The sequence below is a fragment of the Vibrio sp. GJ43-1 genome (genome assembly GCF_055808835.1).
This window is the reverse complement of the sequence record NZ_CM147884.1, coordinates 1,941,979-1,964,938: the sequence shown is the minus strand read 5'-3', so window position 1 is coordinate 1,964,938 and position 22,960 is coordinate 1,941,979. Positions and strand designations below refer to the sequence as shown.

General features: G+C 41.9%; 24 protein-coding genes and 3 pseudogenes. 13 read left to right on the top strand and 14 right to left on the bottom strand.

Annotated elements, in window-relative coordinates:
- The first annotated feature begins 1 nt into the window (after position 1).
- The 9 genes from AC0L66_RS09510 (at position 2) to AC0L66_RS09470 (ending at position 6,297) form a co-directional block, all read left to right on the top strand.
- Positions 2 to 1,441 (top strand): zonular occludens toxin domain-containing protein, encoded by a 1,440-nt coding sequence (locus AC0L66_RS09510; RefSeq protein ID WP_473567073.1) that lies wholly within the window; start codon positions 2 to 4, stop codon positions 1,439 to 1,441.
- Positions 1,442 to 1,527: 86 nt separating this feature from the next.
- Entirely contained in the window at positions 1,528 to 1,767 is a 240-nt protein-coding gene (locus tag AC0L66_RS09505) for a hypothetical protein (RefSeq protein ID WP_473567071.1), read from the top strand.
- A 69-nt stretch (positions 1,768 to 1,836) separates the two neighbouring features.
- The gene (locus AC0L66_RS09500; protein WP_473567069.1) at positions 1,837 to 2,217 is read left to right on the top strand and encodes a hypothetical protein; all 381 of its coding nucleotides are present in this window, start codon (positions 1,837 to 1,839) and stop codon (positions 2,215 to 2,217) included.
- 18 nt (positions 2,218 to 2,235) lie between these two features.
- Positions 2,236 to 2,436, top strand: a complete 201-nt coding sequence (locus AC0L66_RS09495) for a hypothetical protein (RefSeq protein ID WP_473567067.1) — start codon at positions 2,236 to 2,238, stop codon at positions 2,434 to 2,436.
- A 711-nt stretch (positions 2,437 to 3,147) separates the two neighbouring features.
- Positions 3,148 to 3,318, top strand: a complete 171-nt coding sequence (locus AC0L66_RS09490) for a hypothetical protein (protein ID WP_473567065.1) — start codon at positions 3,148 to 3,150, stop codon at positions 3,316 to 3,318.
- 5 nt (positions 3,319 to 3,323) lie between these two features.
- Positions 3,324 to 3,521 carry a hypothetical protein gene (locus AC0L66_RS09485; protein WP_473567063.1) on the top strand — a complete coding sequence of 66 codons (198 nt, stop codon included), beginning with the start codon at positions 3,324 to 3,326 and terminating at the stop codon, positions 3,519 to 3,521.
- Positions 3,522 to 3,553: 32 nt separating this feature from the next.
- A complete protein-coding gene (locus tag AC0L66_RS09480) occupies positions 3,554 to 3,907 on the top strand; it encodes an ABC-three component system protein (RefSeq protein ID WP_473567061.1) in 354 nt (117 codons plus the stop codon).
- Position 3,908: 1 nt separating this feature from the next.
- On the top strand, positions 3,909 to 4,415 hold the full coding sequence (locus AC0L66_RS09475; RefSeq protein ID WP_473567060.1) for an ABC-three component system middle component 5: 507 nt from the start codon (positions 3,909 to 3,911) through the stop codon (positions 4,413 to 4,415).
- The gene (locus AC0L66_RS09470; RefSeq protein WP_473567059.1) at positions 4,402 to 6,297 is read left to right on the top strand and encodes an AAA family ATPase; all 1,896 of its coding nucleotides are present in this window, start codon (positions 4,402 to 4,404) and stop codon (positions 6,295 to 6,297) included. The genes AC0L66_RS09475 and AC0L66_RS09470 overlap by 14 nt, the downstream gene beginning before the upstream one ends.
- A 21-nt stretch (positions 6,298 to 6,318) precedes the next feature.
- Here AC0L66_RS09470 and AC0L66_RS09465 read toward each other — a convergent pair whose 3' ends face one another.
- Positions 6,319 to 6,690 carry a regulator gene (locus AC0L66_RS09465; protein ID WP_473567057.1) on the bottom strand — a complete coding sequence of 124 codons (372 nt, stop codon included), beginning with the start codon at positions 6,688 to 6,690 and terminating at the stop codon, positions 6,319 to 6,321.
- An 831-nt stretch (positions 6,691 to 7,521) separates the two neighbouring features.
- Here AC0L66_RS09465 and AC0L66_RS09460 point away from each other — a divergent pair.
- On the top strand, positions 7,522 to 7,944 hold the full coding sequence (locus tag AC0L66_RS09460) for a phage protein (RefSeq protein WP_473567055.1): 423 nt from the start codon (positions 7,522 to 7,524) through the stop codon (positions 7,942 to 7,944).
- A gap of 33 nt (positions 7,945 to 7,977) precedes the next feature.
- Here the strand turns inward: AC0L66_RS09460 and AC0L66_RS09455 are convergent, their stop codons facing one another.
- The 3 genes from AC0L66_RS09455 to AC0L66_RS09445 form a co-directional block, all read right to left on the bottom strand.
- Entirely contained in the window at positions 7,978 to 8,706 is a 729-nt protein-coding gene (locus tag AC0L66_RS09455; RefSeq protein WP_473567053.1) for a hypothetical protein, read from the bottom strand.
- 9 nt (positions 8,707 to 8,715) lie between these two features.
- Positions 8,716 to 9,168 (bottom strand): hypothetical protein, encoded by a 453-nt coding sequence (locus AC0L66_RS09450; protein ID WP_473567051.1) that lies wholly within the window; start codon positions 9,166 to 9,168, stop codon positions 8,716 to 8,718.
- A gap of 68 nt (positions 9,169 to 9,236) precedes the next feature.
- Positions 9,237 to 9,428: a hypothetical protein gene (locus AC0L66_RS09445; RefSeq protein ID WP_473567049.1), complete on the bottom strand. Its 192-nt coding sequence runs from the start codon at positions 9,426 to 9,428 to the stop codon at positions 9,237 to 9,239.
- 963 nt (positions 9,429 to 10,391) lie between these two features.
- Between AC0L66_RS09445 and AC0L66_RS09440 the strand changes: the two genes are divergently transcribed.
- Positions 10,392 to 10,643 (top strand): hypothetical protein, encoded by a 252-nt coding sequence (locus tag AC0L66_RS09440; RefSeq protein WP_265672858.1) that lies wholly within the window; start codon positions 10,392 to 10,394, stop codon positions 10,641 to 10,643.
- A 31-nt stretch (positions 10,644 to 10,674) separates the two neighbouring features.
- Here the strand turns inward: AC0L66_RS09440 and AC0L66_RS09435 are convergent, their stop codons facing one another.
- Both AC0L66_RS09435 and matP read right to left on the bottom strand, forming a co-directional pair.
- Entirely contained in the window at positions 10,675 to 10,986 is a 312-nt protein-coding gene (locus tag AC0L66_RS09435; protein ID WP_265672859.1) for a DUF3634 family protein, read from the bottom strand.
- Positions 10,987 to 11,003: 17 nt separating this feature from the next.
- Positions 11,004 to 11,456 carry a macrodomain Ter protein MatP gene (gene matP, locus AC0L66_RS09430; protein ID WP_265672860.1) on the bottom strand — a complete coding sequence of 151 codons (453 nt, stop codon included), beginning with the start codon at positions 11,454 to 11,456 and terminating at the stop codon, positions 11,004 to 11,006.
- Between the two features lie 172 nt (positions 11,457 to 11,628).
- On the opposite strand from matP, the pseudogene AC0L66_RS09425 reads away from it, so the two are divergent.
- Together AC0L66_RS09425 and fabA are read left to right on the top strand one after the other, a co-directional pair.
- A pseudogene (locus AC0L66_RS09425) lies at positions 11,629 to 13,268 on the top strand (S16 family serine protease).
- 72 nt (positions 13,269 to 13,340) lie between these two features.
- Positions 13,341 to 13,859 carry a bifunctional 3-hydroxydecanoyl-ACP dehydratase/trans-2-decenoyl-ACP isomerase gene (gene fabA / locus AC0L66_RS09420; protein WP_265672862.1) on the top strand — a complete coding sequence of 173 codons (519 nt, stop codon included), beginning with the start codon at positions 13,341 to 13,343 and terminating at the stop codon, positions 13,857 to 13,859.
- 131 nt (positions 13,860 to 13,990) lie between these two features.
- Here fabA and rmf read toward each other — a convergent pair whose 3' ends face one another.
- The 8 genes and pseudogenes from rmf to pyrD form a co-directional block, all read right to left on the bottom strand.
- The gene (gene rmf, locus AC0L66_RS09415; RefSeq protein WP_250619036.1) at positions 13,991 to 14,164 is read right to left on the bottom strand and encodes a ribosome modulation factor; all 174 of its coding nucleotides are present in this window, start codon (positions 14,162 to 14,164) and stop codon (positions 13,991 to 13,993) included.
- 167 nt (positions 14,165 to 14,331) lie between these two features.
- Positions 14,332 to 14,394 (bottom strand): annotated as a pseudogene (locus AC0L66_RS09410) (GlyGly-CTERM sorting domain-containing protein); the annotation flags it as partial.
- Positions 14,395 to 14,405: 11 nt separating this feature from the next.
- Positions 14,406 to 16,355 carry a DUF3466 family protein gene (locus AC0L66_RS09405; protein WP_473567048.1) on the bottom strand — a complete coding sequence of 650 codons (1,950 nt, stop codon included), beginning with the start codon at positions 16,353 to 16,355 and terminating at the stop codon, positions 14,406 to 14,408.
- A 5-nt stretch (positions 16,356 to 16,360) separates the two neighbouring features.
- Positions 16,361 to 18,283 (bottom strand): ABC transporter ATP-binding protein, encoded by a 1,923-nt coding sequence (locus AC0L66_RS09400; RefSeq protein ID WP_473567047.1) that lies wholly within the window; start codon positions 18,281 to 18,283, stop codon positions 16,361 to 16,363.
- Positions 18,261 to 18,513: pseudogene (locus tag AC0L66_RS09395) on the bottom strand (glutaredoxin family protein). Before AC0L66_RS09395 ends, AC0L66_RS09400 begins: the two are co-directional and overlap by 23 nt.
- 8 nt (positions 18,514 to 18,521) lie before the next feature.
- Entirely contained in the window at positions 18,522 to 20,645 is a 2,124-nt protein-coding gene (rlmKL, locus tag AC0L66_RS09390) for a bifunctional 23S rRNA (guanine(2069)-N(7))-methyltransferase RlmK/23S rRNA (guanine(2445)-N(2))-methyltransferase RlmL (RefSeq protein ID WP_473567045.1), read from the bottom strand.
- A 547-nt stretch (positions 20,646 to 21,192) separates the two neighbouring features.
- Entirely contained in the window at positions 21,193 to 21,738 is a 546-nt protein-coding gene (locus AC0L66_RS09385; protein WP_473567044.1) for a cell division protein ZapC, read from the bottom strand.
- 204 nt (positions 21,739 to 21,942) lie between these two features.
- Positions 21,943 to 22,953: a quinone-dependent dihydroorotate dehydrogenase gene (gene pyrD / locus AC0L66_RS09380; protein WP_265672868.1), complete on the bottom strand. Its 1,011-nt coding sequence runs from the start codon at positions 22,951 to 22,953 to the stop codon at positions 21,943 to 21,945.
- Positions 22,954 to 22,960: the final 7 nt, after the last annotated feature.

Below are 22,960 nucleotides of genomic sequence, written 5' to 3'. Positions count from 1 at the left end.
CATGGCTATCATTATTCGTCACGGTGGCAACGGCTCCTACAAAACCGCAACAGCGGTCTGGTATGACTTACTACCTGCGCTTCGCTCTGGTCGCATTGTCGTGACCAACATTCAAGGCATTGCCACGGTTAACGAAATTGAATCCAGACTCGGTGAACGCTTCCCCCCATCAGCACAAATCATCAAGGTTTACTCGCTCACCGAGAAAGGCCGCAACATGTGGCAAAACTTCTATAACTGGATGCCAATGGGCGCGTTCATCCTCATTGATGAAATGCAGAACATCTTCAATAAAACCGTTGGCTTTGACATGGCCAAGAACCAATTCCAAGGTATTGATCCTTTTTTGGATCATCTTCCTGCATGGTATCCCGATTTCTACCGACGTAACCTTGAAAGCTATCGTCCCAATGAAGACGACATCGATACCGATGATTTAGGCGAAACACTGTTAGATGACAACGGCCTGATACGTCTACCACCTACCTTTGAAGAAAGTATGTCTCGTCATCGTCACTTCAATTGGGACATCACCTTTGTTACGCCTGAGATTAAGAACATTCCAATGGACGTTCGCGGCTGTGCTGAGCTGGCGATACACCACAAAAGCAAAGACTCGGTATTCTTCACTAAACGTAAGCCAAGACTGTTTGAACATGATCCAAAATCAACCAGCGTTAAACCTGCAAAAGACGACTACACCACAACCCAAAAAGTACCCATTGCCGTTCACCTGCTTTACAAGTCAACCGTCACCGGAAAAACCACCAAATCCGGCGCGGCCAGTAACCCATTTCTCTCCATCAAAATCATTGGCATCTTGCTTATCACAATTGCCTCATTCATAGGATTAGGAGTATCCGTTTATGACATTCTCACTCGTGGTGATAACGATAGCTTATCGACTGAGCAAACTACTCAAGCCCTGCCTGATACTACTGACACCACTCAAACCACTACTCAAGTTAATGCGTCGCCTAGTTCCCAAGCTAACGAGTCTGATTCGATACCTAATGATACGTATCAGCCTGTTCATAGCGATATCGATAACGCTCCGAATGATAAGCCGAGGTTTAATCATGGCGACATAGAATCGCCAGCCAATGTTTGGCCGTATCCAGTGCAACACCTCTACGTCTCATCCGTTGTTGTCCGAGTGGATGCGCCCAACGTCTACACCACAGTGCTGTTCAAACAAGTCTATCCCGATGGGACTGAAGGCTATGTGAATGATGCCCTGCTTGAACAAATCGGCTACACGTTCGACGTGCTCGACTACTGCCTAGTGAACATCACTTATCAGTCCCATACCAAACTCGTCGCCTGTGATAGTCGGCCTACCCAACACAACATAGAAACCGCTCAAGCTGAGCCGACACCAGAGCCGCAACCCAACCAACTTGATGAAGCACAGAGCCTATTACCTATCAGCACCATATAGATAGCAAAGCATCCATTTAGCCAGGAACACTCGAGACAAATCTGCAATCAAAACTGTCCCTGGCACGCATCGAGTATTAAGGAAGAATGATGGCAATTACCATAAGAGACACCGAGCAACACCAAGACATGCTCGACCAAATAAAGACACTCACCAAGCAAACCACCATGTCAGGCGCATTGATTAAAGCGGGATACGCTGCAATCAAATACAACGAACTGAGTGAGCGCCAAAGCAAAGAAATACAGACACTCTACGCAGAGCTGAGGCAACTAAAATCCAAGATAACCACCTTCAACAACGCACTGGAGAATCTCAAGTTGTAACGACAAAAGTGGACAAAAACACGGGGATTGAAATAAACTGTATATACATACAGTATTTTAAGGTGACGTATGTTTAGGTCTATACAGGTACGGTCAAACTACCGGATTGACCGCATCAACGAACACGGTGCGCTAGATTCAAGCAAACGAGAAGACGGCAACATCAACGCCTTGCTCAAAAGTGGCAGTACACACAGCGCCCCTTTTGGCGGCTTTATTGAAGCAGGAAACTTAATAGGATTGCCTAAGGTCAAGCTCGCGAACATAGCAGCGCTATGCGAAGACCTCGAAGCAGACAAGCCCACGTACAACATTCCCAAAGACCACTTTGTGGTCGGTACGTATTTAGAGCAACGGCTATTCATTCTACTCAAGAACGGAGAGCCACAACACTTCATCGACCACAACGTAGAGCTAGAAGGCAAGAATACCGTTGTGAGCTTGTTCTGAAATCAAGCTCGTTCTGGATTGAAGCAAAGCATTGCTGCATTCCAGAATGAGCCGACAAGCGGAACAACAGCCAACCATCAGCACCAAACCAAATCCGCGCGTCAGCAAACGCAAAAAAGCCGAACTCTATACAGAGTCCGGCTTTCTCACTTCCAAGGGCAGCAAGCAAAAGTTGCCAAAGGATGTAATCAGCATAACCTTGCACTATCTGGTGTGTGAAATGTTAAAAGCGCACGTTTGAAGAAACTCGCAAACCATCCAACTCTATTATCAGACACAAAACGTATCATTTGAACCAATGCCACAATTACGAGTTGAACAGCACTCGAACGGAGCGACGCTGAGCGGAGGCCGAGTGATGTGAGACGAAGAATTGGAGTATGTCATGTGATGACATACCAGTACGTCAAAAAATGACAAACTCACAACAAGCGCCAGCTCAACAAGCTTAAGTTCCTAAACTAACGTGAGTGGCCCGACAGGGATAAGGGCGCCCACCGATCAAAAAATTGGGCATGACTGCCCCAACCCGCCCGAAACCAAAGCTCCCCATGAAGAAGACGCAAAACCCCTACCTTCCTGCAAAGCCAGCCTTGCAGAGAGCTGAAACGAAAACGGCGAGTTAAGCAACAGCAACCCAAAGAAGGAGCAACGATAGAGAAAAGGCTTTTGATTGCGATTGAAGCGAGCGCGGAAGCGTCAAACCCCCGTACCTGTATTACGGGGGTAAATTCGACTATTTATCATCGTTCAAGACAAATTTTGAAAAAAAATACATAACTATTTTGCTGATTGTCTTAAATCCAAATAGAATTTGTTGAAGTCTCTATGCAATCAGTTCATCATAAGCTCCAGATTATATACTTGGAATTAAAGGCTTTTTCACTTTGCGACGGCATTTTGTGAAACTCGATAGATGAGGTTAAATTTATGTTTGATATGGTAATGCAGTTTATAGAAGCTAACTACCAATGGTTATTTTCTGGTCTAGGGATAGCTGTAGTAGGCGTGATGTTCAAGAAGAAACTTTCATCTTCAAACAAGGTGACTCAAAAAGACATAATTGCAGGTGGTGATGTAATTGGTAGAGATAAAAAGTAATCAAAATGTTTGAAAAAAACCGAGTTGTACAAAAACAAATCACGGCGGATAAGGTCATAGGCCGTGATGATAAAAGTACTCACAATCATTTTTACAATAGCGCTGTAATTTATCGTGAGGATCTTGTTCTACGGCGTTTGCTTCAAGAACATGAAGAAGAAAAAAGTCTGACCCAAACTACGACTGCTTCACCGAAGAGTTGAATAATTTTTTCAGAACTAAGCATGTAGAAAACTTGCGAGACTTAAGAGAAAAACTTAACGATGGTGATAGAGAATACCTCATAAAAACCGCCATTGCGTCTAAAGAAAAAGTCACTAAAAAAATCAATCAGTTTGCTCTGTATAAGTCAGCTCAAGATGTTTATACGTACCTTCTTGCAAATATACGAACCACTTTTAAGCATCGAATAGAAGGACGAATTAAATCTGGCAAGTTCGAAAATTATGAAATCGATGACCTTGTGACAGAGCATATCATTGACCCATTTTTTCACAACGTCCAGGGCTCTAGCTTATATATAGATATAGACGAATTATATGGGCTACTATACCTATTGACAGGAAACTGTCATATAGATTGGGATTAACATGATTACTTATCACCACAAAAATGACATTTTTCATTGTATGTTCAGATTGTTGTCGATTCTTAAGATTCTTGATGGTAAATCAATAGAGATTGAAAGAATGAAAATGATAGATTTTTATTTTTCATTTCCTCATTTAATGGCCAATACAACCATGCCCAGAATGGCGGGGATAGCAAAATTAAAGAAAGACGCACAAACCTTCGAAATCCCGTATGAATCGTTACCAAGTAAAAGAATACTATTTTCTGAGATGGGTGACTTTCAATCCCAAGCGCTGGACATACTCCGTTCAAAAGAAATAGTTAATATCGACAAAGAAGGTCTGATATCCGGCTCATCAGGTTTAGATGATAGCGCTATAAGTGAGTTAATGAACAATAATACGTTCACATCCAAAAGTTACTATAAAGCGTTAGTAAGTATATTTATGAAGTGTGAACTTTATGGAGACAAAGGGTTAAAGTACAAAACAGGACTTATGGAATATCGATATGACGCAGTATAAACCTTATATAATAATAAATAGATTGGTAGTCACCAGTGGTAGTAGTGTTGCCTACGATGAAAAATTCCATCATGGCGTCAATATAATTAGAGGTAAGAACAGTTCTGGTAAGTCTACTATCGCTGATTTTATTTTTTATTCTCTGGGTGGGGAGCTAACGAAGTGGAAGGAAGAAGCAGCTTCTTGCAGTCACACATATGTTGAAGTTTCCCTAAGTGGAAGCGTCTTTACATTAAGACGCGAGATACGTGAGTCGTCAAAAACAGGAATGGATATCATTGCTGGCACCTACGAAGATTCAAAGTTAGCTCCTATAATTAATTGGTTACGATACCCTTACTCAGCGACTGAGAAAAAGAGCAGTTTTTACCAAATTCTTTTCAAAGAACTCGGTATTCCTTACACGAAGTCTGACCCTTCTAACAGCTTAACGCTCCATCAATTACTCCGACTAATGTACGTTGATCAGATGACATCTTTAGATAGACTCTTCAAATTTGATCGTTTTGATACTGCCAACAAGCGTAAAGCAATTGGAGAGCTTTTGATCGGTTTGTCCGACATCAGTCTTTATGAGTTTCGTGTTCGGTTGCATAAGTTGGACAAAGACCTTACAAAAATTGTAGATGATATAAAAACACTACACCGATTTTTCGGCCAAGAAATACATACAGCACAAGAATTTGAAGGTCAGATATTCCAAAAAAACGTAGAACTTGAACTTCTAGAGCAACAACTTAAGGCATCGACCTATAAAGATGAAATTGAAGATAGTAATAGAACAAATGACCTCCGGCGTACTATTACTTCCTTAAGAACCAAAATTAAAGAGCTTGAGAGTAGACGCCTGGCTACAAGTTTCGAGCTCACTGATTCCGAAAGATTCGTAAAATCGTTATTGGGTCGATTGACAGCATTGGCTGACTCATCTCGTACGATTGACGCGTTATCTAATATAGGTTTCAAATATTGCCCTTCATGTTTCTCCCCTACTAAACCTGCACTTGCGTCTCATTGCGGACTTTGCGGAGTCGATGAGTTAGCAAACGAAGAGGCATTTGACCCAACGTTCAAAATAAGAAAGGAAATCGAGTTTCAACTCGCTGAGTCCAATTTCATGATTGAATCTAGACAAAAAGATTTGGTTGAAATCGAAAGTGAGCTTGAGATGCACAACACGACATTGATTCAGCAAAAGTCGCTTTTGAGAGTGATGGAAGAACCTATGCGGGAGATCAATCAAGCGACTAGGGAAACGCTAATTCAAATAGGTGAACTCTCCAAAGAAATACAACAGCTAGCAAGCTCTAAGCTTAAGTTTAGTAATTTGTATGAGTTGTATGAGCAACGCGACTCAATTCAAACTGAATACAATGAGCTAAAGGACAAAGTTCAGCGTCTTGAGGCTAAACTCTCTTGGGGCATGAGACGTAAGAAACAAATGATATCCGATAACGCGATGGCTATCATTCATGCTGATTTGAACCACGAAGAAGCGTTTAAGGAAGCAGAAAGCATCGAATTTGACTTTGGAGAGGACCGCGTTTCAGTCGACGACCGAGTGCTTTTTTCTGCTAGTTCGATGGTCTATTTGAAAAATGCGTTTAGATTGGCATTATTCGAAGCTTCTTGTTCTGATGAGACATTCTTATACCCACGATTTTTGTTAATGGATAACATAGAAGATAAAGGGATGGAGCCAGAAAGAAGTCACACATTTCAACATGAAATAATTAGGGTGTCATCTAACATATCTGTTCCGCATCAGGTGATCTTCACTACATCTATGATTGATAACTCTCTAAATAACAGTTCATACTGCGTTGGAGATTTTTATAGTGATGAAAACAAAACATTGAAGGTAACAACACATAATCGTTAGGTTGCAGCAAGCGTTCCAAGATTAGTAATCTTTTATTTTAGCAATCGCTCTCGACAGTTTAAGAAGCTTGTTTGTAGTTTTAATTTCAAGTTCCGAACCTATCTCGATTAACGCTATACCAGTTAAAATTTGCTGTGCACTTACCATCTGGCCAGTTGGTAAGTGCAACTTCTCCCCGACCATTTCAAAACCTTCCCATGAATCACCAATCCCAAGTTCTCGATTTGCGTACATCCTGATTAAGCGTCTACACTCAGGTGGTATCGGTTCCCCCTTATCCCACGCTTGAACATCCTTTAAGGTTTTGAAGCATAATTTTGCCGTCATCTCAGGCGAAACCCCACACTTCATTTGCCTAAAAATGTAGTTATCCGTAATACTTAAGTATCTCATCTTTATACCTTTCTTTATTGAAAAGCACATTAATACGCGACACTGTCACGTTAGATACCTGTCAGTTTATGCAACTATCAATATCGCCAATGATAGTTGCACTCACCACCCACTCTTTCGATTATGTCTTTAAGGCTTGGAACGGAGTTCGTTCAACTTCCTCGCAATCCTCGCTATCTTGCTGCTAACTTTAATGTCAGGATGCGCTCCTAGCTCAAGTAACGCCATCGCTAATATGATTTGCTGAGGTTGCACCAACTGGCCTGTAGGCAAGCACAGGCGGTCTCCTACCATGTAAAATCCATCCCACTTTTCTTCATCCGAAAGTTCCCTCTTACGGTACAATCTGACGAGTCTTTTATACTCTGGAGGGATACAACCACTGCTTTTCCATTTCTCGACCGTAGTCACAGATTTAAAACAAATTTTTGCTACACTTTCCACGGTCAAATCTTCAAAAATCCGCAGAGTTTTATGTTTTTGGTAAGTACCTAACTTATTGTAAGTAAACCGCATAAAACCACCAAACTTCCTAATTATGTACTTAGTCAACACTATTTAACTTAAGGTCGGATAATACGCACTACTGTATCTAAATTTAACATCTGCATTCCTAGCGTGAATTCTTATCAACCTCTGATTATAAGTTGTTGATATGCTCTCGAAAAAATTCCACATTTATCTTTTCACACCCTTGGCGACTCATACAATCCCAGTGGCTTACTTCCATCACTGCTGCACATTATGCAGCGTTCGGTACATACACTTCTAACAGCCGCAAATTGGGCGAAAAAAATAATTTCGTCTCCCTTCAAATTTGTGAGGCACTTCATGTTTTATGAGTCATTCAAAACGCTTTACTGGCGTGAGTTTTCATCCGTTCGTCAAGGCGCTGAGTTTTTTCACGTTAATGTTGCCACCGTTCGTCGCTGGCTTGATGGCACTGTTGCGATCAATCCCATGGCTGAAAAGCTGCTCATCGTAAAATCACTTGGCTATTTACCCAATGACATGCGTTGGCGTGGTTTTCGGGTTGATGAATCTCGGGCTGTGTTGATTACGCCCACCGGACGTGAATTCAGTCCCAAGGAATTGGAGTCTTTTGGGCATTGGCGTGATGAGTATCAGCAATTGATTGAGTTACACTGTCACATAGACAGTGTAACGTTCTATCCGGCTAAAGAGAATGTGCTGCCGTTTCGAGGTGGGCGCCGCATGAACGCGGCGCCTTGGGTTCCTACTAAATATAAGTAGGTTTCCCCGCATATTCTATTATTACCAACATTACTAGGTTTCTTTCCCAAAGAAATTATCTCGTGTTGCTACTATTAGTTTTCTATTAATACGTTCGTCTGCTTGATAATTTAGCATATCAATTTTCTTTGAAATTTTGACGCATAACCAGATTAGTTTAGTTATTCTCTCTAAGTTCTCCTCTGATTGAGCATCAAACTCGTCGATATTTGCACACGCACATGATACCAAGTAGCCGAACCCTTGCATCAAGCTAACAATTTCCAACTTTAGCTCAATAATCGTTTGGGCTTTGTATCTTCCTAAGACACTAGCATCTTCATCACTAATATATGTCTTAGCATCAATAACATTTTGGGAAGATTGACGAACAGAGTCTAAAATGTGGTCGACTAACTCTTCTGGTCTTCGTCCAAGTTGTCGGATAAATTTATCCTTTTCAAAGGGAATGTCAGAATCACCAGATAGTATAGAGTCTTTAATGCTAGTTACATCTTTTTTTACACGGTTTTCTAGTTCAATAAGTTCTGCACCTGTACACCCTTTTCTGACTAGGTCATTAGCCTCTTTATTCCATTGAACTCCCTTCTCGAAGATATGACAATATTCATAATTTTCATGAACTAGTCGATAGTAATAGTAAAGATATGCCTTTAACCTAACTGCAATTTCTCGTTGTCGTAATGCTTTTTTATATGAGGCACTTATAACCAAGAGCAAAGCTCCAACAATAAATGACAATATTATTCTTTCTATGGTCATACTTGATTCCTAAAATGTTTGTAAATCACGTTTCATTTGAACTATTAGCTTATTTCTTATAGTGATATTTTCATGATTCAGTTGATTAAACTGCTGTGAATAGTCTTTCTCTGCTTTAGTCGATAAATTGCCACTGGCACTTGTTAAAGCATGGACTAATGAACTCGTGCGTTCATTTGTAGTTTTCATGTTGTTCAAGAGTTCATCTATAAGAGACTCTGTCTCACTTGAAGAGCTTAACCGCAATTGATTAGACTGATTTTTTAATTGCGTAAAAGCATCAGTTAAGTCTGTAGTTATCAACATTATTTCTTTGAATAGACACGCTGAAGCATCCACAAGATCGTTTCCATCACTTACATTTTTGAAGTATGTAAATATTGCAGGTTGAATTTTTTCGTCGAGTAGCTTTTTCTCTCTCAGTTGATATGTATCTAATTCGCTACAAAATTTAGCGTACATATCTCGCATGTCTTGATATTGAAACCTACGATGCTCTATCTCTAAGGTGTGGTCCCTTTTTAGTGCCTCTAAATCTTTAGCGACTCTGAGATTATTTTTTGCTTTTGTTGTTCTATGTCTTGTATATCTTGACGTAAAGCCCGATTCTTACCTTTTTGATTTACGTAAGCCATAACGTAACCCGATGTCGCCCCGATTATCATGCCAATCAACCATGCGTAATCTTGCATATCGCTCCCTTCTTTAAGTATAGATGCCACATATAGTGCTAATCATGCAATTGCACATCAATATATTGAATGATTAAATGTGAAGTGCGAAGTGAAAGTATTGATATAGATCAATTTTCGGTAGTTGGCGTGCAATAATAATTCAGTCTAACTGATGTTGATCTCATAATGGGGGGTACAAAAAAGCCGAACCCTATCAAAGAGTTCGGCTTTTATCCCATAGGCAGCAAGCAAAAGTTGCCAAAGGATGTATTTAGCTTAAACGGTCATGCTTGGTGTGAAAACCGTTAACAGTCAGGGTTTGAAGTGACTCGCGCCCTATCCTACTTTGTTGCTTTGCTGTCCAACTTCACTTTCGTTTCAATGAGTTCCAGGTTTGCTCATACCAGTAGGCCCCCTTTAAGAACATCACTTTCTGAGTAATAACGACCAACGTCCATAATCGACATGGTGTGGCAACATCTTGGCAAGCAGCTATTCATTGAAAGAGTTTGAAGATTACCACGTTGTGATTGCTCTCATATAAAGTCCTTATTCGGATGGACTATTTTATCCAAAGACAAATAGTTATAGTGCATTAGGGTGTTGTCCTTTGTGGTAGACTTATCTACTCAGATGGTCGTTATCTAATCAACATTCCAACGATTTAATTAATGACCTCTAGCTTCACTCGTACTATATCTGCAAGGTAAATATAAGATACAACTAAAACACAGATGCCATTAAGAAGCTAGATCAATACTATTTACACGCCCGATAAATAAGGCTAAAGCGATCAATATAAATCAAATAAATGTAAGAGTGGCGAACCAATGATAATTCAATAGACTATACAAATACCTTAGAAGAAATAAATTAAATGTGAGAATGGTGATTGTTATTTATAAATTTTTATTCGCTATTTTTAACCTTACCCCTTTACACAAATTAAAAATTCATTACTCTAACTAACAGGAAATAACACTATTTAAATAAATAGAAATGGAGCATTCTATGACACTGCCTTTAATGTGGTTTGAAACAAGTTACACCCGTATTAAAAAATGGGATACTGAGGGGCTTTCTCTCTTAGAAGCAGAGACAGCGCTAGATACCTACCTAACTGAAAACAACCCTATTTCGCTTGAAATGGCGGACTATGTAGCTGAAAACTGGACATGCAGAAGGATACAAATGCTTGATTCAGATGCGCGCCGCACCCTAATGAAGATATGGGATGAAAGAGAAATTGCAGCACAAGGCTAATGCAGAAATAAAGATGGTAGCAGCCTAGCTGCTACCTAGACTTCTTACGCCCTTTAGATTTAAAACTTTGGAACGGGAATACATTACGTATTTTTTGCTGGCTTTTCTTATTAATCTCTTTAGAGAATTTTAGCGTCATTCCAGAACGAGTTTGATATACCTTCAAAGTACCAGAAATATTATCCCTTTCAGCGATATCTTTAAGGTTATGGCTAAATGAAGGTGGAATATGCCCTTTAATATTCGTGATTTTACCATCAGTAACTTGCACGGTAAGTACTGGGCGATCAATCGCGACTAACCAAAATACTAATACAGCGCCGATCAAAATTACATATAGCATTTACGTCTCCTTCCTTGTTAATCATCACCGAGCAGTTTACTCAAATCTTGTTTTAAGCTACTGACCGTTTTAGTCGCTTTTTCACTTCGTGACGCTTCACTCAGTAGATATTCAATCGCCTCTGATAGCGTGCATCCCAATTCATTTGCTCGATATGACAGTTTCTCCCAGACTCGATAGTCCAAATCAATCGACTTTTTCTTCGTGTGCACCTGTTCTGCGTTATAATGACGTTTTCTTTTTGCGCGGATGGCTTGCTTGAGTTTATTGTCGACTTCCAATGACATATGTTCACTGATCCAATCTAAGACCAATGTAGGCTCGTATTCAATGGCTTTTAGTTGTGAAATAGCCTGCTCTATCTCACTCGTATCGACATACCGAGTGATGTTTTCTCCATCTCGGTGTTTTTTTGACAAGTATTGCCACTTCCAACCACACTCTAGATTTTCAAGTTGTTGGTATTTCATTAAAAATTGCCTCTACATTGGTTAGAGTGACAGCGTAACCCACCTTCTTTACAATCTCAACAATTGTCCATTCAAAGTGAGAATCAAATCTCGTTGATTTACGTGCTATTGACTAACTTTAGTCGTGAAATCGTTGTATACTCCATGCAAATCTAAACTAAGCTCTCAAATAATGAATCCAGTCCTTTGGCAAGATGCCTGCCCGCTCTACACCGATTTTCAATCTACTCTAGATAACGTTGCAACCAGCGAAGGGAAATCCCTGTTCGATTTACAACCTCGTTTGCGACAAACGCTTCAGTACTTTGTCTCTCCGGCTTGTTTTTCTAAAGTACTAGTGATCAAAGATGGTGGCAGCCTTACCTATCGCGAGCTTGTCGCTAACGAGTTGCGCCGCCTTGGAAAGCATGTTGTGGTTAGTGCAGATGTTCGCTCAGAAACATTGTTTGACCAATATCAAGTCACCACTGGTAATGTGGAGTCCAAAAAGGGCCTCATTCATCAGGCTGACTCTGGTGTTCTGATCACATCAACGAACACCGTATTGTCTACGTTAGTGAGCTGGACCAATACCAAAGCCCTACTACAGGGAGCTCAATTAGAAGCGACACCAGTGAGTCAGGTCAATGCCAATATTGAGCAACCTAGCTACAGCTCAGAATTCAAACTGATTATTATCGGTGATAGAGAGCAACTCGCAGAGTTTGATTATCTAGAAGCTGAGTTTAGATCAGGATTCATGCAATACACTGAGCTAGAAAGTGACTATAAATTAAATATTGAATCAGTTGCGCCGTATCTAAGCTTTGTTAAGCAACTGATGGTGGATAATTTACCAAACCATACACTTGACTCATCGGGTTACCTGCGCTTGCTACAAGCTGGAGCGAGAGAAACCGAAGATAAGCAGTATGTGCCATTATCATTAGATTGGCACCTGGCTTTGCTAGGAGAAGCATCTTCTTATAGTGATACTGGTGTTATTAACGAAGACCATATCGAGTCTGCGATAATGGCAAAACGCTATAGAGAGGCGTATTTACTGGCTGCGAGCTGTCGATGATATTTTAGAAGGCCAAGTGGTCATCGAAACTCAAGGCAAGCAAATTGGACAAGTTAACGGCTTAACGGTTATCGATATGCCAGGCCATCCACTCTCTTATGGCGAGCCAGCGCGTATCTCCTGTGTGGTTCACTTTGGTGATGGTGATATTTCTGATGTCGAACGAAAGGTCGAACTTGGGGGTAACATTCACGCCAAAGGTATGATGATCATGCAAGCGTTCGTCAGCACAGAACTCAATTTAGATGCTCCGTTGCCCTATTCTGCTTCTATTGTTTTTGAACAATCATATTGTGAAGTAGACGGTGACAGTGCTTCATTAGCTGAGCTGTGTTCTTTAGTCAGCGCCCTTTCTGGATACCCAATTGACCAACAGATTGCCGTCACCGAGTGCGGTCGATCAATTTGGCCGAGTTCAGGCGGTCGGCGGCCTGAATGAAAAGGTCGAAGGATTTTACAATGTTTGTAAACATCAAGGTTTTACAGGTAAGCAAGGCGTTATTCTACCAAAAACAAATGTTCAGCACCTGGCGTTGAGCAAAGAAGTTGTCAATAGCATTAAAAATGGCCAATTTCACATCTGGGCAGTGTCTCATGTCGTGGAAGTGATCCCTTTACTGCTAGGTAAACCATTTAAAAGTGAATCAGAAGAAAGCGTGTTAAGTAAGATAGCAGAACGCATTGAAAACTTTGAAAAACTTGAACTACCAGAAACCTTGTTAGAAAAGGTAAGAAACTGGTTTGTTTAGTCGTGGTCGGAGTTGTTTGGCGTACACGTGTTCACTAATATGCTCATATCAAATATTGGAGTGATTTTAAAAATGCAAAACAGACGTGATTCGTATACTCGTGAAGATCTTTTAGCTTCGAGCCGTGGTGAACTATTTGGTGAAGGCTACCCTCAGCTACCCGCTCCAAATATGTTAATGATGGATCGTGTTACCAGAATGTCAGAAACAGAAGGTGATTTCGGTAAAGGTCTTGTTGTCGCTGAGCTAGATATCACACCAGATCTTTGGTTTTTCGATTGTCACTTTATCGGTGACCCTGTTATGCCTGGCTGTCTAGGCTTAGACGCAATGTGGCAACTAGTTGGATTTTACCTAGGTTGGATCGGCGGCGAAGGCAAAGGCCGTGCTTTAGGTGTTGGCGAACTTAAATTTCAGGGCCAAGTACTTCCTACTGCCAAAAAAGTTACGTACGAACTGCACCTAAAACGTGTTGTGAACCGTAAACTCGTCATGGGTATCGCAGATGGCCGCGTACTTGTGGACGGTAAAGAGATTTACGTAGCAAAAGACCTTAAAGTTGGATTGTTTAAAGACACTTCGTCTTTTTAAGTCAGAGTTTATTTAAAACGGCATCATTGCCGTTTTATTTTTCATCAAACTAATTAGTTATAGTGCGTTAAGTAAGTTAAAAGAAGGACCTCATGTGAGATCCTTCTTTTAACTTACTTAACTGCTCCCGACTACTTGAAAAGCCCTGACTGTCTGTCATCTCTCGCATCACGCCAACCACCAAGCCAATAGGACTTAGCATCCATTTGTTGGTATGGGCAAGTTTCCATAGATTTACCGTTCAATCCGGCTTTATAGCCTTGCGATTGAGCTCGATCTAAACGGTCACGCTTTTGTCTCTTCATAGTGCGGTCCTCGCTATACAAAACTGGCGGCTAGCCAGCCTTCTAATATTAAAGATTGATGGAGTTTTTATGACTCCTCAATAATAATTGCTCAATTTGTAGCAGAACTCAAGACGTAAAAAAGCCCGAATACATGCTAATAAATTCGGGCTTTTCTTTATAGCGAACTATTTGTTACGGCGTAACCCTAAGAAGCCTAAGAAAATCATAGCCATCCAACCTAAGCTACCGCCCTTACGTTCTACCTAGGTGGCGCTTCAATGGCACGCGGAGTAATTGAACGTTCGTTTGCATTTGAGATCGGGATCAACTTAACTGCGACGACTTTTTCAGTAGTCTGCCCATTACCACAATATGAGTTGTGTCCGGTCGTGTCATAACCTTGGGCCGTAGGACACTTAATCGCGGTGGCAGCGATGACACCATCATCGTTAATATCAGCGGCATCGATAATACGATATTTGTTGTTTTCGGCACTAAATGTGCCTCCATTGGTTAAATCATCCAGTAACCAAGGTTTATTTTGAAAAACGTCTCTTCTCTTAACCATATCAGGGTTATTAGCATCAACAACGGTGTACGGGTATATGAACCCGCGCTGGCGACGCTTTTTACCATAGAACTCGGTAGCTTGCTCAGCATCAACTGCACCAACAATTTCATTGAAATTGTTAATTGCGCCCGTCTTACCACCTACACCACGGAAGAAAATACCGCTGTTACCGTTCAGCTCATCAAAATATGAAGCCGATGCACCACCACCATCGTTAACTTGTGCCAAAAACATTCGGTTCGCAGCCGCACCATTTTCACGTTTGTCGCCGCGTCGCTTTGCTTCGCCAATCAACACAAGTTGTTCATTGATATCAGTCGCTACAGAGTTAGTGTAGACATAATCATCGCCGTCTTTAATCCGCGAGCGGCTCACTATTGATGGTGACCACGCATTTCCGGCGGATATCGCGTTTCCGTTAGGGCTAAATACTGTCGCTTCGACAAATACATTACTGCCGTCTTGATAGCTATTCATACCGACAAGAACGGGCTTTCCGGTAAATGCCGTTGCGTTCGCACTGATTACGGCCGCTCTTGCACTACCTTGCATCGCTTTTTTATCAACATTACGAGAAGTACCGTTATTCCAACCAGATATAGGGCTAACGGTAGCTCCATCAGCAGACCAAACAGCCGCTTTTGACGCAAAAGCAAAGTTCTGACATTCACGCTTTGCCGCAGGATCATCGCCTGACAAGCAATTATTTAGGTCGCCACCCCAATTTTTATTGTCATCATTGTAATCAAATGGACCTACTGCAGCGCTACCCACGTAGTAGGTACCAGTATTGTCAGTAAACGAGTCCCACGCCATAGTGCGACCCATCTGAGTGGTAATTTGCTTCTCTTGATCACTACCATTATCAGCAAGTGGCTTTAGCATAGTGGTATTTGTACCATCGTAAACGTAGCCACGTTGACGATAGGCCGTAGCTAAATTACCCGATCCAAGCTTATAGTATCCAGAGCTAGTAGTTCCGATTGTTCTTTGACCATCTGTGGAATTAACCACCGTATTTTCTGAGTTTATTTCAGGGCTAGAAATGCCCCCAGGCTTATAATCGGATTTTGGTTGAACGTCGATCTTGTTAGCGATTGACGTTCCTTTGAAAACTTGAGCATTGGAGTAATAATGCTCTTCACCGGGTATGTCATCCCAACCGCGCTCAGATGGGGTAAGGAATGCGTCACGTTCACGTCTTAGCCCACCATAAGAACTAAAACTACGCCACATTTTGTCCGTCCAAGCTGGGTCGCACGTTTGGTATCCTAATTCAGAGCGACAGTAATCGCGATTTCGTCCCCAATCTGTGTAATAAAAACTGACGTCCATATTGAACGGTACTTCATCACGATAAGAGAAGCCTTCTGAACCATTCCTAGAGTCACCGTAAAGCATGTAATCTGGGCATGTGTCACTTTCGGTAAAGCACCCCATTGACATCGCAGTAAGATCTCGAGATGTCTTTTGAACCGCAGAACCATAGAACTCTGTGTACTGCGCATCATAAATACCACTACTGCTAATGCTCGCTGTCGGGTCTATTTCGACAATCTGATACAAAGCAGCATTTGCAGTGGTCGCAGCGAATACGCTTGCGGCCACCATTGAAATTTTAAATTTTGTACAACTCATTTAGGCTAACTTTCCTGTTGCATTGCTTCTAGCTCTTCCCATCGCTCGAAAGCAACGTCCAACTCTTGCTCTTTAGCAGAGAGTTTATCTAATATTGGTTGAGTCTCATCAACGGGTTTTGAGAAAAATTCGGCACTATTCACAACTTCTTGTAATGAACCCAACTCTTCTTCTAACTGCTCGAGCAGCGCTGGTAGCGCTTCAAGCTCTCTTTGCAGTTTATACGACAGCTTTTTCGGTTTAGAGTTCACAGCACTCGTACTCTTTTTAGGTTCAACCGCTGCTTTTTCGACCGTCTTTACGGGTTCTAACTCACGTCTGGCATTTTTAACCTGTAAACGCTGCTGTTGTGCATCATGATAACCGCCAACAAACTCTTCAATAACCCCTTCACCTTCAAAAATCCAGCTCGTGGTCACAGTATTATCAACAAATTGACGATCGTGACTCACTAGAAGCAACGTACCTTGGTAGTTACCAAGTAAATCTTCGAGTAACTCTAACGTTTCGATATCAAGATCGTTAGTTGGCTCATCCAGAATCAACAGGTTATTGGGTTTTAAGAAAATACGCGCTAATAACAAACGGTTTTTCTCACCACCAGATAAGGCTTTTACCGGAGTGCGAGCACGCTTAGGGGCAAACAAGAAATCTTGCAAATAGCTCAGGGCATGTCGTTCTCGACCACCCACTGTTACTTCTTGCTTACCATCGGCTAAGTTGTCGATTACTGTTTTTTCTGGATCAAGCAATTCTCGGTATTGGTCAAAGTACGCCACTTCCAGTTTAGTACCACACTTCAATTTACCTGAAGATGGTTGCAGCTTATCAAGCAACAACTTAATTAATGTACTCTTACCGCAGCCATTGGGGCCAATCAACGCGATACGGTCACCTCTCATGATATTAAACGAGAAGTCCTTAACGATTGTCTTACCTTCGATATCATAGCTGAGATTTTCGGCTTCGAAGACAATCTTACCTGAACGAACACCATCGTCGACTTTCAGGTTAACCTTGCCCTGTACTTCACGTCGGTCGCTTCTTTCTTCGCGAAGTTTCTTCAGAGCTCGGACTCGACCTTCATTACGTGTACGACGCGCCTTTATCCCCTGACGAATCCACACTTCTTCTTGTGCGAGCTTCTTGTCAAACTCAGCATTTTGCATTTCCTCTACACGCAGTGCTTCTTCTTTCTCAATTAAGTACTGATCATAGCGTCCAGGATAAGAGACCAACTGACCGCGATCTAAATCGACAATGCGCGTCGCCATAGAGCTAATAAACGCTCGGTCGTGAGAAATGAAGATGATAGAACCACGGAAATCTTTTAAGAATGTTTCAAGCCACTCAATCGTCGCAACATCAAGGTGGTTGGTCGGTTCATCAAGAAGTAATACATCTGGATCGCAGACCAATGCACGCGCAAGTGCAGCTTTACGCTGCCAGCCACCAGATAAATCTGTTAGCAATGTTGCACCATCGAGCTTTAGCGCCGCGAGAATATTTTTGATGCGGTCTTCAAAACGCCACGCCCCTAATACATCTAGCGTGTCTTGAATCTTCGCGAGCTTATTAATGTTCTTTTCACTTGGATCATGAGCGACAAGATCCAATAATGCATGGTACGCTTTCAGTTGCTGACCCACTTCTGCGAGCCCTTCAGCCACATAATCTTCAACTGTTCCTTCTTGGTTACGCGGTGGATCTTGCTCCAAACGCGAAACAACGACATCTTGAGTGATTTGAAGTTTTCCGTCATCCATAACGATTTCGCCAGCGATGACTTTCATCAACGTCGACTTACAAGCACCATTACGGCCAACTAAACATACACGTTCATTTTCTTGAAGTGCAAAATCTGATTTGTCTAGCAACGGGTGGTCCCCGAATGCTAGTTGTCCATTATGAATGGTAAGTAATGCCATTAAGGTTCAACCATTGTGTTAATTGATGAATATCGAAGGGCCAATTGAGTTCTGAAGAACCAGTTGAGATCACTGGGATAGTGACCCCGTAACGGCTAAAGAGCTCATCGTTAAATGCTATATCAATAATATCGAATTGTTGAGAAAGCCCGACGCGATGAAGTAATTCGGATGCCATCTCACAAAGATGGCACCCTTCACGTGCTGTATAAGATCAATTCCTTTGTCATTATTTCTCTTAATTCTGGTGAGTAATAAGCCAGCAGTTATGAATGTGTTTGTTACGCGAGAAATCAAGTGGCAACGTCTTGTCTGAGATGTTCTTCGCCTCTAAGCCGATTTCTGCCAATGCATCGTGATCCATCTTGAACAAACGCTTGTTGTTGGAAAAGACTATAGTGCCATCCGTTCTAAGCAAACGCTTTAAGTTTTCCATCAACATAACGTGGTCACGCTGTACATCAAATGATTGCGCCATTCGTTTTGAATTCGAGAATGTCGGTGGATCGATGAAAATTAAATCATAATCGCTATTGGCATTTTCTAGCCACTGTAGACAATCGGCTTGGATGAACTGATGTTGATTCCCCACCTGTTTATTCAATTGCATGTTCTCTTTTGCCCACTCAAGGTAGGTATTAGACATATCGACTGTCGTTGTGGACTTCGCACCACCTACTGCTGCGTGAACAGAAGCAGAGCCCGTGTACGCAAACAAGTTTAGGAAATCCTTGCCCGCTGCTATTTGACCAAGCTTACGACGAGTGATTTTATGATCTAAGAACAAACCCGTATCTAAATAGTCATGAAGATTAACGATTAATTTCACACCGTATTCATTCACTTCCATGCGATCAGATTTCGCCGCCAACTTGTTATATTGTGAAGAACCCTTCTTCTTCTCTCGCACTTTAATCACAACGTTGTTGGTTTCAATACCCGTCACGTTAATGCTTGCACGAATAATGTCCGTCAAACGACGCTTAGTCTTTTCTTCAGGGATATCTTTTGGCGCAGCGTATTCTTGAATAACAAGATGGTCTTGATAGACATCGATAGCTACGTTGTACTCCGGAAGATCCGCATCATAGATACGATAACAATCTAGTTCTTCACGTTTGGCCCATTTGGCGATTTTTGCCAAGTTCTTTTTCAATCGGTTGGTAAAGTCTGGCGCGACAACTTGGTCGGTACGCTTCTCTGCAAGCTGCTCCGCTGAACGACCCGAAATTGAGTAGTTTTTTTGGTGACACGGTAACGCACCGTTATTTAACTTAAACTGCTTATCAGCACGCATGCGTAAGCAGCTTAACAAATCATCCGAGCTAGAGAAGATAGACGCTTTACTTCCACCAAACTCGATTTTTAGTTGGTTACCGAATTCAGTGTAAAGGGCAATAAGACCAGGCTCAGTACCAAGACGCTCACCATAAGGTGGGTTACAAATAACAACGCCTTCTCCGAAACCCTCAGGTTTGGTCAATTTGCTCGCGTCGCCTAGCTCAAACGTAATCAAACTATCGACACCGGCTCGACGGGCGTTATCTTTTGCTGTCTGTAGTACTCGAGGGTCATTATCGAAGCCCCAAAACCTGCTGTCAGTCTTTTTGACACCGCGTCGACCTTGTACACTGGCTTCTGATTTTATCTCAGCCCACAGTTCTGGTTCGAAGTCTTCGTGCGATTCAAAGCACCAGCTTTTTCTCTTTACACTCGGTGCCATATTCGCCGCTAACATCGCCGCTTCAATAAGCAACGTACCTGAACCACACATAGGGTCAAGCATGTTATCACCTTGGGTCCAACCACTTCGAGCAACGATTGCTGAGGCCAAGGTTTCACGTAAAGGTGCGCGACCCGCTTCAGTACGGTAACCACGCTGATGTAATCCAGACCCTACCATATCAAGGCCGAGAATAGCTTTGTCTTTATGCAGACGTACGTGGACACGAATATCAGGACTTTCTTTGCTGATGTTAGGGCGCGGAAGGCTTCTTTTATTAAAGCAGTCCACTACCGCATCCTTCACCTTCATCGCACCATATTGGCTATTACGAATTTCTTGGTTAGTCCCGTTGAAGTCAACAATAAATTTCTTCGAACTATGGAAATGATTAACCCAATTCACAGCAGACGCAGACAAGTACAAATCCATGTCATCTTGGCAGGTAAATTCTGCAAGGACTTTGACGAAGCGGGAAGCATATCGGCTCCACAGGCAAACACGATAGATCTGCTCATTGGTCGCTTTAAATTTCACTCCAGCTTGAACAGGATTAACGTTTTCAATCCCAAGTTGTTCAAGTTCACGAGCGAGTAGGTTTTCTAGCCCATTTGAAGTAACGGCAAGATATTGATTCATAGTGTATGTCTGACTGCGGAAAAATGGTGCTAATTATACCTGATAATGCGGCGTCCCACTAACCAAACTCGCGGCTTTCATCAGGATAATCGCTCATTTGCGCAAGCTTTAGTCAATGAAAACCAACACCATACGTTTAACAGCACTTAATACAGAAGAACTCAAATCAAGCCTGATTACCGCCGCCCCAGCGGTAGTGACTACTTATGCACCGCCAATCTGGACTATACCAACGGGAATTTATTGATGAAAGTTACTTACAAATAGCCAAAAACGAGGAACTTATGCTGACTAAGTGGCGTTTTTTAGGTTAGTATTTGCCCATTTTTTTTCGTAAATTTCTGGTTAATTTTTGTGGATAGTCAAAATCTTGTAAGAGCAACGCTCTAAGAGATAGGAGAAAGCGAGTGGGAATAATGTAGATTACGCTGATACTGAGGAAAAGTAGGCAAAAAAAATCGACCCGTAGGCCGACTTTTATCGCTTGAACACTGTCATGTTCTTGAGACAAGCACCACTGCTTTCTCTTATGGCGTTATTACGCCGTCTAACCAACCAGTGCGATTGGTTGTAGTGACGTCATGTAGGAATGAGCCGAAGCCATTCTATCATGCATCACCTTAATGCTTTGCCCGAACTGAACATCCTTATTTGACGTCAGACTAAAGGGGTCCAAATCAACTAAGGCGCATAAACTCGCGCTTTCCCCTACTTCCAATACAATAAAGAAACCAGAAGAGTATTGGTTGGTTAATCTGACCAATTCACCTTCTTCAGGTTGAAAGGAAACATCTTGATGGTCAAAGAACCAACTCTTAGGCTGTACTGGCTTATGGAAGCGCTTAGCAGCAACGCAGTATAGCGCTAGCTCTGCTTGTCGCGGCTCTGAGAGATCTAGGGTCGCAATTTGGTCTTTATAGATTTGAAACGCGGACGCGTCATCAACTGTGAAGTTATTCTGACCCATCGCGCACTCAACTAAGAGTTTACGGGAAAGATTGGTTTTAAAAACCATCTCATCTCCCAAATCCAGCATCAGAGAATTTTCATTCTCATCCATATACCAGATCCATGTATCGCTGGGTTTAAGCATCGTTCCGTCTCTTATAATTAAAGAATAATCAGACTGTTAGGTAAAACGCTTAATTACCTTTTTGGTCAGTTGACTCTAATTCTACAAACGATTGAACAAAAAAAAGGGGAAAACTATTTCCCCTCTCAATGGTTGCAACTTGGACAGAACTATCAATATATGAACATATTGATGGATATCTAAACGATATCGTCAGTATTTACCCTACAGGTTTTTTACGATCTCTTTGACAAGCTTTGGTCCATGGTAAATAAAACCAGAATATACTTGAACCAATTCAGCGCCAGCCATTAACTTTTCTTTTGCGGAAACATAAGAGTCAATACCACCAACACCGATGATCGGCAATTGACCGTCAAGATACTTAGCTAACAAACGAACCACTTCGGTACTACGAGATTGCACTGGACGACCACTTAAGCCACCAGCCTCATTCGCATGCTTCATACCTTCAACAATAGAGCGATCTAGTGTGGTGTTCGTTGCAATAACACCATCAATCTTATTCTTAATCAATGAGTCACAGATTTGCTGCAATTCATCATCGCTAAGATCCGGGGCAATTTTTAACGCCAGCGGTACGTACTTGCTGTGCTTCTCAGCCAGCTCAGCTTGCTTCGCTTTTAATTCACAAAGAAGATCATCAAGTGCTTCGCCATATTGTAGGGAACGTAGCCCTGGAGTATTAGGCGAAGAGATGTTCACTGCGATGTAACCCGCGTGCTCATACACTTTTTCCATACAAATAACGTAGTCTTCTGCACCTTTTTCTATTGGCGTGTCTTTGTTCTTACCAATATTAATGCCGATAATGCCGTCATACTTTGCCTTCTTAACGTTCTCGACTAAGTTATCAACACCTAAATTGTTGAAACCCATTCGGTTAATAATGCCTTCCGCTTCTACAAGACGGAACAGTCGCGGTTTATCATTACCAGATTGTGGACGAGGTGTTACCGTCCCTACTTCGACAAAACCAAACCCCATCGCACCAAATGCTTCAATACACTCACCGTTCTTATCCAAGCCAGCAGCAAGGCCAACTGGATTCTTAAACGTTAAGCCCATACATTCGACAGGTCGATTTGGGAGATGTTGACGATAAGCTAAATCAAGAGGAGTGCCGGTAAAGCGCTTAAAATTTTGAATAGCGAGATCATGAGCCTTTTCGGCATCAAGTTGAAAAAAGCCAGTTCTGGCAAGACGGTAAAGCATTGTGCCT

Bases quoted from the DNA above. Each gene is read 5' to 3' on its own strand.
- matP (WP_265672860.1), bottom strand. From the start codon at position 11,456: ATGAAATACCAACAACTTGAAAATCTAGAGTGTGGTTGGAAGTGGCAA.
- AC0L66_RS09485 (WP_473567063.1), top strand. From the start codon at position 3,324: ATGTTTGAAAAAAACCGAGTTGTACAAAAACAAATCACGGCGGATAAG.
- AC0L66_RS09435 (WP_265672859.1), bottom strand. From the start codon at position 10,986: ATGCTATATGTAATTTTGATCGGCGCTGTATTAGTATTTTGGTTAGTC.
- AC0L66_RS09475 (WP_473567060.1), top strand. From the start codon at position 3,909: ATGATTACTTATCACCACAAAAATGACATTTTTCATTGTATGTTCAGA.
- AC0L66_RS09460 (WP_473567055.1), top strand. From the start codon at position 7,522: ATGTTTTATGAGTCATTCAAAACGCTTTACTGGCGTGAGTTTTCATCC.
- AC0L66_RS09490 (WP_473567065.1), top strand. From the start codon at position 3,148: ATGTTTGATATGGTAATGCAGTTTATAGAAGCTAACTACCAATGGTTA.
- rlmKL (WP_473567045.1), bottom strand. From the start codon at position 20,645: ATGAATCAATATCTTGCCGTTACTTCAAATGGGCTAGAAAACCTACTC.
- AC0L66_RS09465 (WP_473567057.1), bottom strand. From the start codon at position 6,690: ATGAGATACTTAAGTATTACGGATAACTACATTTTTAGGCAAATGAAG.
- pyrD (WP_265672868.1), bottom strand. From the start codon at position 22,953: ATGCTTTACCGTCTTGCCAGAACTGGCTTTTTTCAACTTGATGCCGAA.
- AC0L66_RS09455 (WP_473567053.1), bottom strand. From the start codon at position 8,706: ATGACCATAGAAAGAATAATATTGTCATTTATTGTTGGAGCTTTGCTC.
- AC0L66_RS09510 (WP_473567073.1), top strand. From the start codon at position 2: ATGGCTATCATTATTCGTCACGGTGGCAACGGCTCCTACAAAACCGCA.
- AC0L66_RS09400 (WP_473567047.1), bottom strand. From the start codon at position 18,283: ATGGCATTACTTACCATTCATAATGGACAACTAGCATTCGGGGACCAC.
- AC0L66_RS09440 (WP_265672858.1), top strand. From the start codon at position 10,392: ATGACACTGCCTTTAATGTGGTTTGAAACAAGTTACACCCGTATTAAA.
- rmf (WP_250619036.1), bottom strand. From the start codon at position 14,164: ATGAAGAGACAAAAGCGTGACCGTTTAGATCGAGCTCAATCGCAAGGC.
- AC0L66_RS09505 (WP_473567071.1), top strand. From the start codon at position 1,528: ATGATGGCAATTACCATAAGAGACACCGAGCAACACCAAGACATGCTC.
- AC0L66_RS09500 (WP_473567069.1), top strand. From the start codon at position 1,837: ATGTTTAGGTCTATACAGGTACGGTCAAACTACCGGATTGACCGCATC.
- AC0L66_RS09470 (WP_473567059.1), top strand. From the start codon at position 4,402: ATGACGCAGTATAAACCTTATATAATAATAAATAGATTGGTAGTCACC.
- AC0L66_RS09385 (WP_473567044.1), bottom strand. From the start codon at position 21,738: ATGCTTAAACCCAGCGATACATGGATCTGGTATATGGATGAGAATGAA.
- fabA (WP_265672862.1), top strand. From the start codon at position 13,341: ATGCAAAACAGACGTGATTCGTATACTCGTGAAGATCTTTTAGCTTCG.
- AC0L66_RS09450 (WP_473567051.1), bottom strand. From the start codon at position 9,168: ATGTACGCTAAATTTTGTAGCGAATTAGATACATATCAACTGAGAGAG.
- AC0L66_RS09405 (WP_473567048.1), bottom strand. From the start codon at position 16,355: ATGAGTTGTACAAAATTTAAAATTTCAATGGTGGCCGCAAGCGTATTC.